This window comes from Pedobacter sp. KLB.chiD, from assembly GCF_047040275.1.
GTDB lineage: Bacteria > Bacteroidota > Bacteroidia > Sphingobacteriales > Sphingobacteriaceae > Pedobacter.
Genome location: NZ_CP178207.1, coordinates 1,516,946 through 1,531,636, shown reverse-complemented (window position 1 = coordinate 1,531,636; position 14,691 = coordinate 1,516,946). Strand labels below are relative to the sequence as shown.

The 14,691-nt window shown below is 40.2% G+C and carries 9 protein-coding genes; 4 read left to right on the top strand and 5 right to left on the bottom strand.

All coding sequences use genetic code 11. From position 1 onward, the window contains the following. Positions 1-4 precede the first annotated feature (4 nt). The 4 genes from ACK1I8_RS06080 to ACK1I8_RS06065 all read left to right on the top strand — a co-directional run bounded on the left by ACK1I8_RS06080 (position 5) and on the right by ACK1I8_RS06065 (position 5,675). Positions 5-901, top strand: a complete 897-nt coding sequence (locus tag ACK1I8_RS06080; RefSeq protein ID WP_412468447.1) for a hypothetical protein — start codon at positions 5-7, stop codon at positions 899-901. A gap of 135 nt (positions 902-1,036) precedes the next feature. Then, positions 1,037-2,632, top strand: a complete 1,596-nt coding sequence (locus ACK1I8_RS06075) for a peptide MFS transporter (RefSeq protein WP_412468446.1) — start codon at positions 1,037-1,039, stop codon at positions 2,630-2,632. Positions 2,633-2,696: 64 nt separating this feature from the next. Beyond that, a complete protein-coding gene (locus ACK1I8_RS06070) occupies positions 2,697-4,178 on the top strand; it encodes a peptide MFS transporter (RefSeq protein ID WP_412468445.1) in 1,482 nt (493 codons plus the stop codon). A 762-nt stretch (positions 4,179-4,940) separates the two neighbouring features. Beyond that, entirely contained in the window at positions 4,941-5,675 is a 735-nt protein-coding gene (locus tag ACK1I8_RS06065) for a polyprenol monophosphomannose synthase (protein WP_412468444.1), read from the top strand. 259 nt (positions 5,676-5,934) lie between these two features. Here ACK1I8_RS06065 and ACK1I8_RS06060 read toward each other — a convergent pair whose 3' ends face one another. From ACK1I8_RS06060 to ACK1I8_RS06040, 5 genes are all read right to left on the bottom strand, one after another. Beyond that, positions 5,935-6,438, bottom strand: coding sequence for a YdeI/OmpD-associated family protein (locus tag ACK1I8_RS06060; RefSeq protein ID WP_412468443.1), 504 nt, complete (start codon positions 6,436-6,438; stop codon positions 5,935-5,937). Positions 6,439-6,876: 438 nt separating this feature from the next. Next, positions 6,877-9,891: a DNA polymerase III subunit alpha gene (locus ACK1I8_RS06055; RefSeq protein WP_412468442.1), complete on the bottom strand. Its 3,015-nt coding sequence runs from the start codon at positions 9,889-9,891 to the stop codon at positions 6,877-6,879. A 2-nt stretch (positions 9,892-9,893) separates the two neighbouring features. Beyond that, on the bottom strand, positions 9,894-11,210 hold the full coding sequence (gene dinB / locus ACK1I8_RS06050; protein WP_412468441.1) for a DNA polymerase IV: 1,317 nt from the start codon (positions 11,208-11,210) through the stop codon (positions 9,894-9,896). Between the two features lie 479 nt (positions 11,211-11,689). Continuing rightward, positions 11,690-13,651: an OmpA family protein gene (locus ACK1I8_RS06045; protein WP_412468440.1), complete on the bottom strand. Its 1,962-nt coding sequence runs from the start codon at positions 13,649-13,651 to the stop codon at positions 11,690-11,692. A 45-nt stretch (positions 13,652-13,696) separates the two neighbouring features. Continuing rightward, on the bottom strand, positions 13,697-14,668 hold the full coding sequence (locus ACK1I8_RS06040; protein WP_412468439.1) for a type IX secretion system membrane protein PorP/SprF: 972 nt from the start codon (positions 14,666-14,668) through the stop codon (positions 13,697-13,699). Between the last annotated feature and the right edge of the window lie 23 nt (positions 14,669-14,691).

Below are 14,691 nucleotides of genomic sequence, written 5' to 3'. Positions count from 1 at the left end.
TGATATGAGAGTTATCCGGTTTTATATTCTTTTCATCTTTGGAACGCTAAGCCTGGGTTTAAGGGCACAGCAAAGCCCAGGCACATTAAATGTTTTTCAGGATTCACTGATTAGGATATCTTCAAGAGTTGTTGCTGCGCCAGGCGATGCACAAAAATTAGAAATTAACGGCAGTTTTGTAAAAATATTAGTGGAGGCTTTAAAAACGCCTAACTCCTTTTCCTATCCTTTCGATTCGCTTAAAAATGTCTCGGTAATTAAATCACCCGATCAGGCTTTCAGGATTTTGAGCTGGTATGTACTGCTCGAAAATGGTACGTACCGCTATTATGGGGCCGTGCAGATGAATACCAAAAGTGGCCCGCTGAAACTTTATCCTTTAATTGACCAGACTGATAATATTAGCGACCCTAATGCTATTACCAATAATCAGAAATGGTTCGGTGCCAGGTATTATGAAATTATTCCCGTTACCAGTGGAAGCCGATTGCCTTATTATGTCCTCCTGGGCTGGAAGGGTAATACACAGATGACCACTAAAAAGGTAATCGATATTCTTTCTTTTGATCGGGACAAGCTCACCTTTGGTGCGCCTGTTTTTGATGGCAAAGAGCTAAAAGGTAAAAACAGGGTGATATTTGAGTATGCCAGATCAAATGCCATGACCTTAAAAACGGATATGAAAGCAGGCATGATTGTATTTGACCATCTCGCTTCTTTCGATCCGGAAATCAAGGATAAATTTGAATATTATGGATCAGACGGTACTTTCGACGGCTTCAAAATTATAGGTGGAAGATTAAAATTACAGGAAGATGTTACGCTTAACAATGATCCGAACTCAAATGATGCGCTTTATGCAGACCCCAAAAAAAATATTAAACCCATCAGGAAGTTTTAATTTTTAACAAACCATTTAACTCAGTCTTCACTTAAAATTTGTGAGTTTGCCAATCGCTCACTATATTGCGCCCTGCTAACTCGCTTAAACAACACACAAATTCTGAATTCATAAATTAAAACCAACAAATGTTTTATGCAAACATCTAATGAAACCATTAGTATTGATCATGATAAGGAACTAAACCTCCACTTAACCAGTCAAGGCGTTTCCCCTGAAAAATTATTTAGCCATCCGGTTGGCCTTTTCGTACTCTTTTTTACCGAAATGTGGGAAAGATTCAGCTATTATGGCATGCGGGCCATTTTGGTTCTTTTCCTGATTAGTGATCTGAGCAAAAACGGCTGGGGCTGGCCACGGCCGGAAGCCTTACAGCTTTATGCCATTTATACCGGTTTGGTATATTTTACACCCATACTGGGTGGTTTAATTGCCGATAGATTTACAGGCTATAGAAAAGCGGTAATCATCGGTGCTTTTATTATGACCCTTGGCCACGCAGCCATGGCACTTGAAGGCTTTAGCAACAACTTTTTCTATTTAGGTTTACTATTATTGATTGTAGGTAACGGATTTTTTAAACCAAACATTTCTTCCATTGTAGGTAAACTTTACCCTCCTATCAGCGACAAAAAAGACAGCGCCTATGCGATTTTCTACATGGGTATTAACTCTGGTGCCTTCATTGGAATGTTAATGTGCGGTTATATTGGCGAAAAAGTAGGTTGGCACTACGGTTTCGGTCTGGCCGGTGTGTTTATGCTCTTCGGTATGCTGCAATTCTATTTTGGTCAGAAAATTTTTGGTGTAATAGGTGCATCTGTCGATAAAACCAAAGAGGTTGAAAAAGCAGACCCAACAGTAGAAGAAATTCCAAAAAAAGTGAGAAGCCAACGCTTATGGGTTATTGCCATCTTATCTATTTTTACCATTTTCTTCTGGATGGTATTTGAACAGGCAGGTGGTTCGATGACTATTTTTGCCAAAGATTATACGCTAAGAAATTTAACTGGCAATGCGGCAACCACTTTTAAGTGGGTAGACAGCATTCTTACGATATTCCCGCTGGTAGCCGTAACCTTTGTATTGTTCTCTTTAGCCAGAAAAATCTTCAAAAAATATCCGGCAACCATTTTATTTACCTTACTAAGCTTCGTTATTATTTGGGTATTAGCCATCTGGAAAGTGGACCGAGAACTGGGTTCTGTAAGCACCGAAGTACCTGCATCATGGTTCAGTGTACTTAATTCATTTTTTATCGTATCGTTGGCTCCAATTGTTTCAAAGATATGGGAAACCAAATTTAACCCTAGTGGTCCGGTAAAATTCGGATTTGGCCTTATCTTTGTAGGTATTGGGTTTGCTGGACTGGCTTATGGAGGCTCGGCAATTCCGCGGGGAGCTACATCAGCAGAAGTAAGTTTATTCTGGCTTGTTTTCGCTTATTTCTTTCACACTGTTGGCGAACTTTGCATTTCTCCGGTTGGCTTATCATATGTAAGTAAACTGGCTCCGGCTAATTTAGTCGGTTTAATGTTTGGTGTATTTTTCACCTGTACCGCTATTGGTAACTATCTTGCAGGAGCAACAGGATCGCTAATCGATAAAATCAGTTCGGCTTATTCCATCTCAACATTCTTTTTAATCTTCACCATTATCCCTATTGTAGCAGGCTTTATTATGTTTGCACTAAGTCCATTATTGCGCAAATGGATGCATGGTGTTCACTAATCAAAACATACTTTTAACTCAAAAGCCCGATCTTTGTCGGGCTTTTCATTTTTAAACCTATTTAATGGAAAAAACAGTTACAATAGAAGAAATTCAAAATTTTGAAGGCAAATACCCAAAACAGCTCTGGCATTTATCGTTAGTGGAAATGTGGGAGCGTTTCTGCTTTTATGGAATGCGGGGCGTATTGGCTTTCTTTATGGTAGAGCAACTGGGTTTAAGCGATCAAAAATCGAACCTGCAGTATGGCGCAATACAGGCTTTTGTTTATGCTTTCACCTTTATAGGTGGCATTTTTGCCGATAAGATTTTAGGCTTTAAAAAATCACTGTTTTGGGGCGGAACTTTAATGATCATCGGAAACCTGATCCTGGCATTCTCGCCACACGATCTGTTTTATGTGGGCATTACCTTATCAATTATCGGAACCGGTTTCTTCAAACCCAATGTTTCATCAATGGTTGGCGAATTATACCATGAAACAGATAACCGCAGGGATGCAGGATATGGGCTGTTTTATGCAGGCATTAATATAGGCGGCTTACTGGGGGGTGCCATGTGTATTTACCTGGGTAAATATTACAACTGGCATTTGTGCTTCTTGTCTGCCGCATTAGTGATGGTGTTCGGTTTAGGCACATTCATTTTTACTAAAAAACACCTTGGGCCGATTGGCAGTTCTCCATTGCTGCACCTTAAAAAATCAAAACAGCAGCTATATGAAATAGCCGTTTACGCAGGTTCCATATTATGTATTCCGTTAATTTACATTATGGTGAAAAATACTGACTTTACCGATTATTTCATGTACACGATCGGCATTGTCGCTATGGTCTATTTCTTGTATGAAACCTTTAAAATAAAAGATAAAAAAGCACAGTATAAATTACTGGCTGCTTTTGTTTTTATCTTCTGTTACTTCATCTTTATGGCCATATCCGAGCAGAGCGGCGGTTCGCTATCGTTATTTGCAAAAGATAATCTGGATCATAAAATCCTTTTCTTTAACATCGATCCGAATGTGGTAAACAATAGTGTTAACTCCTTTTTTGTGATCGTTTTTAGTCCGATTGTAGGCATTTTATGGCTGGGCTTGTACAAACGCAAAATTGAACCTAATACCGTAGTGAAATTCGGATTGGGTTTTCTCCTATTGGCTTTAAGTTTTTATGTCTTTTATGCCACCAGGTTCTTTGCCAATGCTCAGGGTATTAGCTCCTTAAATGTATTTACCTTAGCCTACTTGTTGCTCACGCTAGGCGAACTTTGTTTGGGTCCGATAGGCATGTCGATCATCACAAAATTATCACCAAAGAAAATGTTCGGTATGATGATGGGCCTTTGGTTTTTATCAAGTGCCTTTGGTCAACTGGCTGCCGGGAAACTAGGTGCAGAAATGTCGAGCATCGATAACGCTTCGCTGCAAACCAAATTAATGGCTTACACCGAAGGTTATAAAGCATTGGCTTTATATTCCCTGATTGCCGGTTTAGCGTTGATTATTTTTTCGCAACTGGTTAAAAGGTTAATGCAGGAGGTAAGGTAAAAGCAATTGTTATTCTGAACGGAGTGAAGAATCTTTTTTATTATCAAGATATAAAAGGAATAGTATTTCGGTTATATTCAGACTATTGACAGATACTTTAATCAGAAAAAAAATGTACTTTAAGATTTGGAAATGAAAGGACATCCTTTCCTGGCGGTCTTCTCTCCCGCGCTTTGTTTCAAGTCCTCGCCCTCATGCTTCGTTCTCCGGGCTTTACACGTCGATCGGGTTTAGAAACAAAGGTTGTGCTGCAAATACCGGAAGTAAATACAAAAGCTATACAGAATGATGTAACCTGAAGCTAGCCGGGATTTGTGATCCCTTCTTAAGGATTTGAGATTTGTAATGCTTATACACGGCTAAAACATATATCACAGCAGTCCGGATTGCAAATCCGGATCAGCTAAATGACTAAGGGATTTTTAAATCAATCTGCGTTGATTTGCAAAATCAGTGAAAAACCATAAAGCCTAATATATCTTGAGGAATAACGGCAACAAAATAGATCCTGAAACAAGTACAAGATGATGGGCCGGATAAATCAATTGAATCTTCGGTAATCTGCAAGATCAGCTGGAGATATTTAGCTGAGGTATTCGACGATGTTTAAACTGACCTGTTTTAAGCAGAAGATAAAACCATTTGAATTATTGAAAATTCATAAAGGTTTCATATTAAATATTTACTTTCGCACATTAAAAGCTCAACCACAGCAAACCAAACAGAGGCCAAAAGCTTATTTTATTTAAAATTACCATAAACGTGTCAGATAGTTTAGTCATCATTCCCACCTACAACGAGAAGGAAAACATCGAAAAAATCATTAGAAAGGTTTTTTCTTTAACGCAGCCTTTTCATGTTTTAATTATTGATGATGGTTCTCCTGATGGAACGGCTGAAATTGTAAAATCTTTGCAAAGAGAATACGAAGGGCATTTATTTATTGAAGAGCGTGCGGGCAAACAAGGTCTGGGCACCGCTTACATTTATGGTTTTAATTGGGCATTACAACACCATTATGCTTATATTTTTGAGATGGATGCCGATTTCTCTCACAACCCCGACGATTTACCGCGCTTACGCGAGGCCTGTGTAAATGGTGCAGATGTAGCCATTGGTTCCAGATATGTTAAGGGCGTAAATGTTGTAAACTGGCCAATGGGCAGGGTTTTAATGTCGTATTTTGCCTCCATGTACGTACGCATCATTACGCGGATCAATATTCAGGATGCTACTGCAGGCTTTAAATGTTACCGCCGAATTGTGTTGGAAACCATCCCGCTGAATAAAATTAAGTTTGTCGGCTACGCGTTTCAGATTGAAATGAAATTTACTGCCATTAAATTTGGCTTCAAAGTCGTTGAGGTTCCCATCATCTTTACCGATCGTACCGAAGGAACATCAAAAATGAGCACCCGTATCTTTAGGGAAGCCTTTTTAGGTGTAATACAAATGAAAGTTACCAGTTGGTTTAGGAATTATAGTCGGAAGGCTTAAGTTTGGAGCGGGGAGTTTGGAGTTGAGAGCCGCTAAGGGCGTATCTTTTCTGATGGCTCAATGATGATTTGAACGCGAAGATTTGAATATAGTCGGAAGGCTTAAGTTTAGAGCGGGGAGTTTGGAGTTGAGAGCCGCTAAGGGCCTATCTTTTCTGATGGCTCAATGATGATTTGAACGCGAAGATTTGAGATTAACGCTAAATTCGCAACTTACTCTCCTAAGCCCGTATGGTATTACGAAACTAAAAACTCCGAACTCACAACCTGCTCTCTCTGATCATTGCTCCAAAATCCAGTCCCTTATCCATTGCCTTAACGGTCATGACTATTCTTTTGGTACGTGTGGGTTCAGTTTTAGCCTGGTTAATCCAATTGATATAATAGTTTTGGTGCGATTTAGGCTGTTTCAAAAAGTTCTGGATGAGGTGTGCCTCTTCTGACAGGCATATTTCGAGATCTTCAGGCATTTCAATTTTAAAATCCTTATCTTCTTCTAAATATAGCTCAACCCCTGCTCCTGCTTCTTTTTTTAATTTTTGGCGTATTTCACCATTCAAGGCAATAATAAAATCGCCCTCTCCCATTGGCAGAACCGCCATTCCCTTGATCTCCAACTCATCTATCTTCCCTTTTACCCTGAAACTCTTTTTACAACCGGGTTTAATTTCATTTGCTAAAGCTGCCGGAATAAATACATAACTCCAGCCGGTTTTTTCGCCCATGGTACCGAAACGTTCTATTGCTGCTTTGAAGTGGATCATGAGTTTAAATATAGAAATTATGTTGAAGAAAAGCCATTAACGATACAATCGTTTAGCGATTACGCACGCGTTGGAAACGCGCGTGAGCCAATTCCGTTAAGCTACCGTTGACAGAGTCAAGTAGATTGGTGGTCATTCAATAGTTATCAGATCCCGTATATGCGGGAACCAAGCTGTGTTTAGCAAAGTTAATCTTAAGACGTTTGCATTAAGATTCCCAATCGAGTTGGGAATGACGACCTCCTGAGGCATATTACTTACTTAAAATTTATCTGCAAATCATATCGTTTTTATATAAACTAAATTATTCCTCAGAGGGAGAGATTTAAATAAAATAATTCTCAGAAAAATTATTCGGTTCATAAAAAAGCTAAATGATGAGCCGGTTAGCGAATTTATCCCGCTCATCATTTGAAAATGCTTATCTCATGATCTTTTTTAATTAATCGCTACAGGATTCATCTGAATATCCAATTTGGCGAACTTTAATACCTCGATACTCTGGAAACCGAAATCTTCTACCACCCTACCTAAAATCAGGTAACAGCCTTTTCCTTTAAAAGGATACATGGGGGTAGTATTTGGGAAATGGGTGGTATCAAAAAAATCGCCCCTGGCATCTAAAAAAGTACCAAACCACATTTTGGTATGTTTAATGGTATGCACGGTTTTTTCACATACGTAATTACCAACCATCCTTACTGTTTTACCCAGGTAATGGTGCATATCTGCGGCCATAATATCGCCACGATAGGAGGTTTTCAGAAAATCGAACATTTTATAGTTGAGCGGATACCCCAGCAGTTCCAACTCTGTATAAGCATTTTCCAGCTCAGAATCTGCCAATGCAGGAAGCTGATAGGTTTTATAGCTTAATTTAAAAAGCTCGGCATGGTTTACTTTTTTCTGTTTAAACCCCAGGTAATTGTGTACCTCCCAAAGCAGTGTTTTACGATCTTTGCCGGTAAACCGCAACGCACCAAGCCGTATTAATATAATGGCTTGCTCCAATGATATACAGGTCCGTTTTACAAAATCTTCGAGATGGGTATATAAACCATTTGCGGCACGTTCCTGCGGAATCATTTTAATGATTTTTTCTTCCAGGCCCTGGATGGCAATGAAGCCGAGATATACATCGCCGCCTGTTATATTCACCACTTCATCGCTATGGTTAACACAGGGCAAATGTACTTTGGCACCTGTTTTTTGCAGTTCGTACACGTAAACCCAGCGACTGTAAAAACCGCCATAGTTATTCAGTACAGCGACCATGAACTCCATGGGATAATAGGTTTTAAGGTAGAGGCTCTGGTAACTTTCAACGGCAAAGGAGGCTGAATGTGCTTTAGAAAAACTGTAACCGGCAAAAGAGGAAATTTGTCGCCACACTTCGGTAACGAGTTCTTCTGGGTGTCCTTGTTTTCTGGCTGACGTAAAAAATTTATTCACCAGTTCATCAAAAGCCAGTTTTGAACGGTATTTTCCGCTCATGGCTTTACGTAGGATATCGGCATCGGCCAGATCCAGCCCTGCGAAATAATGACATACTTTGATCACATCTTCCTGATAAACCATCACCCCATAGGTTTCGCTAAGCCGCTCTTTCATCACATCGCACAGGTACACCACTTTTTCGGGGGCATGATAACGCTCGATATAGGATTTCATCATACCTGAACTGGCCACTCCGGGACGGATAATAGAGCTGGCAGCTACCAGGGTAAGGTAATTATCACATTTCAGTTTTTTCAGTAATTGCCGCATGGCCGGCGATTCGATATAGAAACACCCGATGGGCTGACCTTCTTTAAGAATACCATTTAGTTTCTGATCGTTTTTAAACGTTTTAAAATCATGGATATCGACATCTTTATTTTTGTTTTTTTTAATAAGCTGCACAGCCTCGCGGATATGCCCAATACCCCGCTGACTTAAAATATCGAACTTTTCATAACCTATGGCTTCTGCTTCGTACATATCCCATTGCACCGTCGGAAAACCTTTTGGCGGCATATCCAACGCGGTGTAATAAGTAATCGGTTCTTCTGAGATCAAAATTCCTCCGGCATGGATAGAACGCTGATTGGGCATATCTTTCATGTAGGCATGCACAGCCAATAACTTTTGATAAGTCGCATTCCGTAAATTCTCACGTTCTTTGGTAGGGTCGGTAAAGCTATCGATCTCGCCCTTTGCCAACCCCAAAACCTTACCAATCTCTCGTATAATTGCCCGGTCTTTAAAAGTGCTCATGGTGCCTAAAAAAGCAACGTGCCATTTGGGGTAGCGACTAAAAACATACTTTTGTATGATTTCTCTTTCATCCCACGAAAAATCAATATCAAAATCTGGCGGACTCGTTCTTTTTTCATGTAAAAACCTTTCAAAATACAGATCGAGATCAATCGGATCTACATCGGTAATCCGCAAACAATAAGCTACAATGCTATTGGCGCCCGAACCACGTCCTACGTGATAAAAACCACAGGTATTCATGGCATAATCTATAATATCGTAGGTAATGAGGAAATAGGCGCAGAAATTTTTGAGTTCGATAATCCGTAGTTCTTTTTCCAGGCGGGCTACGGCCTCGGGATTATTTTCTCCGTAGCGGTATTTCAGGCCGCTTTCGGCCAGCTGACACAGCATTTGCTTATCACCATCTAAAGTGCCTGTATAGTAAAACTTATTTTTAGATGAAGGTACAGGGGTATTTTCAAAATAAATGCTCAAATCGCAGCTATCCAATAATTGCTGCGTGTTTTGAACAATGAAGGGATATTGCTCAAACTGTTGTGTAAGTTCTTCCTCCGGAATCAGGAATTCGTCCGGATCACATTTATCTTTATCGGCTACTTTGCTTAAAAGGGTATTCAGTTCTATTGCCCTTAAATATTCGTGCAGGCGATAAGTAACTTTATCGTTTACAGTAACAGGATGCCACACCAAGAGCTTTTCCTTTTGTCTTAAAAGTGGATGTTTGTATAAATGATTGAGCTGTTTGGAATGGATACCTATATATTCATTTGCGCTTAATGCCGAATTAAACGATTTCCGGAATGGGTAAACGATATATACATTCTCCATTTCGGGGGGAACTTCCGGTAATGGAATGCTATAAATATTATGATGGCTTAAAAACTCATTCAGCTCGCGCATGCCTTCTTTATTGCGGGCAATGCCTACGTACAGCAATCGGTTATCTTTTCTGAACTCAATGCCGGCTACAGGTTTAATCCGGTAGGGAATATTGCCTTTATGTATATCGTCTGCCTCTTTGGCAACACCTTGTTTGTAACATTCACGGATAAACTCTACTGCCCCGGTTGAGTTATTGATATCGGTAAGCACCATTTGGTGAATACCCAAACGCCTTGCATTAGCAATCAGTTGTTCAATACTGAGGGTACCATATTTGAGGCTATACGAAGAGTGAACATTCAAAAACATAATTATTCGTAAGATTTGGTACCGGTTATTCCTTTTTCACTCATAAAACTCCTGATTTTGGAACGTTTTCTTACTTCAGCATCTTGTTCTGCTTCTCCGGCATTTTCGATCAATATTTTCTTCTTACGTGGGTTGTATTTAATCACCTTTCCTTTTTCATCGCGTGGTGGCTGGGTAACAATACAGGCTTTTACCACCGCTTCGGCACCATAGCTGTTCCGTACCTTATCCATGGCCTGGCAAAGGCTATATTCTTCTTCAGCAATATTATAAAGACCAATCTGTTCATAGCCGCTTACCAGATGCGAAAATTTTACGCCTACCAGGCGCAACAACATCCGTTTTGAATATACTTTTTCGAACAGGCGATGTGCTTTGCTGATCAGAAATGAATCGAGTGAGGTATAAGGAATCCGCTCTTGCTGGGTAACGGTTTCGAAATTGGTGTAACGCACGGTTACGGTAATACAGGCGGTTAGTTTTTTCTGATTACGTAACTGAAAGGTTAAGCCACTAACCATCCCGGTTAAAATGGCCTTTAATTTCGCCATATCCATGGTATCGCTTTCGAAGGTAGCCTGTGTACCAATCGATTTTCTTTCACGGTAAGGCACCACGGGCGAAAGATCGATCCCATGTGCTTTTTGCCATAAACTTAAACCATGCTGCCCCAAAATTTTAAACATCAGCTGTTGCGGAATCTGCGTAAGCGTAAGGATATTCCGAACCCCCATTTCGCTTAACTTTTTATAGGTAGCATGTCCAATGCCCGGAATTTTGTGGATGGCCAAAGGATCGAGAAAGGGCCGCAATTCGGGAAAGGTGACCTGCCTTTCGCCATCAGGCTTAGATTCGTTCGTAGCTATTTTGGCTACGGTTTTGTTGATCGACAAACCGAAGGAAATGGGTAATTTCATTTCTTTCATAATGGTTTGCCGGAGTTCGGACGCAAATTTCATACAGCCAAAAAAGCGGTCCATACCCGTCATATCTATATAATGTTCGTCGATACTGGCTTTTTCGAAAAGCGGAACCTTATCGGCAATAATCTCGGTAATCTCATGCGACGCCTTGGAATATTCTTCCATATCGCCCTTTAAAAATATAGCCTGGGGGCATAGTAATTTTGCCGTCCTGCCGGGCATTGCAGAATGTATACCATATTGGCGGGCTTCGTAACTACAAGAAGCCACCACACCTCTATCACTTCCGCCGCCAATAATTACCGGTTTACCCAATAATCTGGGGTTTTTTCTGACTTCTACAGATACAAAAAATGCATCCTGATCCATATGAATAATCTGCCTGTCTTTAGCCATTCTCTTCTAATAAAGATAATTGAAACCAAAAATACTAATATTTTTAGTTCAAACAAAAGTAATAGAGATTATGGTTGTAATTTATACTAATTATTTTAGCTAAAAACAGGGGTCATTGGGCATGATTTAAATTAAAGCATTTATTTTATCGTTAAGTTGATCAATATAACCGATTAGTTTGACGGGTAAAAACAAGAATTAATGGAGATTTCGCCCGGAAACTGACCAACTATAATAACAGTCCTGTTTATTCGTCATCCCCTATGGTTTAACTAGTGTGGTATAGAAAGGCAGACATAACATAGGGTAGTTTAGGCTAAAAAGATGCTGGTGCAAATAGCCACAAAACAATTAAAAGATTCTTCACTGTGTACAGAACGACAGAAAGTGAGGATTACACAATCCTAAAAAAAATGCCCCCGATTTTCATCGGAGGCAAATACGAAAGATTGAAGTATATCCTAAATCTTCAACGTTGTTTACTGTTTTACGATTTTGATTTCTGTTCTTCTGTTTAGCTGATGTTCTTGTTCACTACACGTTACCCCATTACTGCATTTATTTAACAACTGTGTTTCGCCATAACCTTTAGCGGTAATGCGGTTTTTATCGATACCCCGCGAAATGATATATGCTACAGCAGATTCAGCTCTTTTTTGTGATAGATTCAGGTTGTAAGCATCCTTTCCCCTGCTATCGGTATGCGAACCTAATTCAATCCAGATGGTCGGATTATCTGTCATGATTTTAACCAGTTTGTCTAATTCGACAGCAGCATCCGGGCGGATATTCCATTTATCGAAATCATAATAGATATTTTCGAGCCTAATGGCTTTATTGATTACAATGCCTTCTAAATATAGATTTTGGTTGAGTACACTAGAAGTTGTCAAACCAATGGTTGCCAGATTTTCTACATCAGACCTGTAGTTTGTTTTTTCTGCCGAAACGTTGTATTCAGATTCTTTTGATAAATTAAACTGATATGCTCCATTTTCATCAGTTTCTGTTTTTAAAATACCACCATTTACCTTTGCCAGTGTTACCAATGCACCTGCTATAGGCTGATTGCTGCCTTTATCAAACACCCTGCCTTCTAATTTGAAAGCCAGTATCATTTTCTGATCAATGGCGTAAATATCATCACTACCTAAACCACCCTCGCGGTTAGAAGCAAGATAAATGATACCGGCTTTTTTGTTTAAATTAAAACTAAAATCGTCTTGTGGGGAATTAAAAGGATAACCCATATTTTCAATCTGACCGATCTTGTTAGCTTCTCTTAAAGCCTGATATACATCTAATCCTCCCATACCTATTCTGCCATCGCTGGAGAAGTAGAAGTTGTCCTTTTCGTCAAAAAACGGACTACGTTCATTGCCCTCGGTATTTACTTCTTTCAGATTAATAGGTTTACCCCAGTCGCCGGCGTCTGTTTTTAGGCAAACATAGATATCTGTACCACCTGAACCTCCCGGCATATTCGAAGCGAAATAAAGGCTGTTTCCATCTGTGGTAACGAAAGGATCGCCAACAGAATAAGCGTTTACGTTGTTATAAGCAAATGAAACCGGTTCGCCCCAAACGCCATTGGCCCCTTTTGTACTGCTGAAAATTTCTACGTTAACGGTTGTCGGCTGTTTTTTTAAGCGTTCTAGTTCATCGGTAATACGGGTTAATGTAAAATACATGGTCTTGCCATCGGCCGTAAAGCTTGCAGAACCAACGTGATATCTGGTGCCTGTTTTTATGGGAAACAATTGAAGGCTGTCTTTTGGTGAGGGTTTGAAGTATAGTTTCAGGTATCCGTTACCCGTCCACCCATATACTTTTTTATCAGGTTCTTTAGATCCGTCGAATTTTAAAAATGGTCTATTTTCTGAAGTGTTTAGTTTGCTGTTTGACCTATCTGAAGTGAATGCCACTCCTTCTTCGTATCGAACAGCCCCCCAATCTGATTGTGGACTATTTAAAGTTTTTTGGTTGATGAGTTCAATTTTCTTTGGGTTTTTGATCCATTTCAAAGCCGAATCGCAAGAAGCAATCCAAACGGTCTGCTGCTTTTCTGATACATTCTTCTTTTTATCGATGTAATTTAAGTACTGATTTTTTGCTTCGCTGTACTTCGAATTTTGTTGCAAAGCTTTAGCATAGCCCAGAATATTCTCCATGCTACTGCCAGGCATTTTAGTGGCAATGGCATACCAGCTTTCTGCCTGTTTATAATTATAAACAAGCGCATAGGCATTTGCTAAACGCTCTGCGGTATGTAAAGTTTCTTTCTTTTTGTAGGCTTGCTCGTATAAGTCTATTGCCTTGCTGTAATTAAACAGTTCGTATTCCTTATCAGCCTCTTTTAGTACATACTGGGCATTTGCCGAAAAACTGAGCCCACATAAACCATATGCAGTCAGGCAAATAACTAATAAAATTTTCTTCATTGCGTTGTTTGGATAGTTGGCTCAAAAATACGAAATATAGTTAACTTAAAACACCCTTGGTGTTGCCAATCTTATATTTTGTTTTATAAACGAATAAGCGATGGAAATCTCGTGCGTTCCGCCGCTGTAACCCTGTAACGGGCCGATTGAAAAATCGTAGCCATAACCGATCCGAAGCTTTTCAGAAGGAAAAATCTGTATGGCAGCTACGGCAGAGTTACGCGGCGTTAGATCGCGCTGAAGATAGCTTTTATCATACAACTTTACCCCGGTGCGGTACGAACCGCCAACCCAGATAAAATCCTTGATCATCAAAAAGGCATTCAGATCCAAACTCGTTGGACCCCCACGGTCGTCTTTCAACAAAAAAGAGGGCTTAACCTGAAAATCTTCTGAAAGCGGGAACAATGCACCAGCGGTAAGGTAATAATGCGGTTTAGGCTGTGGAATAAAGGCATAACGGTCGATATTGATATAGGTGGCAATCAGGTTATCGGCCGAGAAACCAGCATAATAATTATCGTTTGCAAAATATATCCCTGCCCTGGCATCGGGAACAATGGTACTCTGCATGCCTACAGGCTGGTTCGGTTCGGGGTTGTTCGGATTCAACAGCGAGCCGTCTATGCCCAACTGTACCATCCCTACACCTAGCCCCAGTGCCAACCTCGAACTCCCGTCATCGTTCATCCTGATCCGGTAAGCATAGTTGCCGTAAATACTCAGGTTGGTCTGCGCACCCAGTTTATCGCTTGCCACCTGAAGGGCCAAGCCCACGTTGCCGCTGTTGGCAATGGCATCAACGGCCAGCGACATGCTTCTCGGTGCACCGGTAATGCCTGTCCACTGGCTCCGGTAAAAGCTGTGCACGTTCAGTACTTCTTTATAACCGGCATAAGCGGGATTGATGTATATCCCGTTGAACATGTATTGGCTATACTGTGCATCCTGCTGGGCGGATGCCAAATGGCTAAGCAACAAAAATGAACCTGCCAGTAATACGATTAGTTTCTTCATCTTTTAATATCTTAAAGTACCGT

Bases quoted from the DNA above. Each gene is read 5' to 3' on its own strand.
- ACK1I8_RS06080 (WP_412468447.1), top strand. From the start codon at position 5: ATGAGAGTTATCCGGTTTTATATTCTTTTCATCTTTGGAACGCTAAGC.
- ACK1I8_RS06075 (WP_412468446.1), top strand. From the start codon at position 1,037: ATGCAAACATCTAATGAAACCATTAGTATTGATCATGATAAGGAACTA.
- ACK1I8_RS06070 (WP_412468445.1), top strand. From the start codon at position 2,697: ATGGAAAAAACAGTTACAATAGAAGAAATTCAAAATTTTGAAGGCAAA.
- ACK1I8_RS06060 (WP_412468443.1), bottom strand. From the start codon at position 6,438: ATGATCCACTTCAAAGCAGCAATAGAACGTTTCGGTACCATGGGCGAA.
- ACK1I8_RS06055 (WP_412468442.1), bottom strand. From the start codon at position 9,891: ATGTTTTTGAATGTTCACTCTTCGTATAGCCTCAAATATGGTACCCTC.
- dinB (WP_412468441.1), bottom strand. From the start codon at position 11,210: ATGGCTAAAGACAGGCAGATTATTCATATGGATCAGGATGCATTTTTT.
- ACK1I8_RS06045 (WP_412468440.1), bottom strand. From the start codon at position 13,651: ATGAAGAAAATTTTATTAGTTATTTGCCTGACTGCATATGGTTTATGT.
- ACK1I8_RS06040 (WP_412468439.1), bottom strand. From the start codon at position 14,668: ATGAAGAAACTAATCGTATTACTGGCAGGTTCATTTTTGTTGCTTAGC.